The organism is Leifsonia sp. HAY1-4F, from assembly GCF_056755275.1.
In genome coordinates, this window is record NZ_JBNDHX010000527.1 from 1 (window position 1) to 243 (window position 243).

The following is a 243-nucleotide window of genomic DNA, read 5'->3' on the forward strand; positions in this document are numbered from 1 at the left end:
CCCCGATGCCGTCGTCGATGGACTGCGTGGCGCGTTCCTTGACTTCGTCCAGGGTGGCGTTGAGGAAGCCGCCGGAGGTGTTGTAGGTCCGGACCGAGTCGCGGTAGGAACCCAGCAACTTGGCGAGGGGGAGTCCGGCGCGCTTGGCTTTGAGGTCGTAGAGGGCGATGTCGATGGCCGCCAGGGCCTGCGTAGCCACACCCGAGCGGCCCACAGAGGCGCCGGCCCAGAGGAGCTTGGTGT

General features: G+C 67.9%; 1 pseudogene. It reads right to left on the reverse strand.

From position 1 onward, the window contains the following. Nucleotides 1-243, reverse strand: a pseudogene (locus ACPYOG_RS20385) (L-talarate/galactarate dehydratase); the annotation flags it as partial.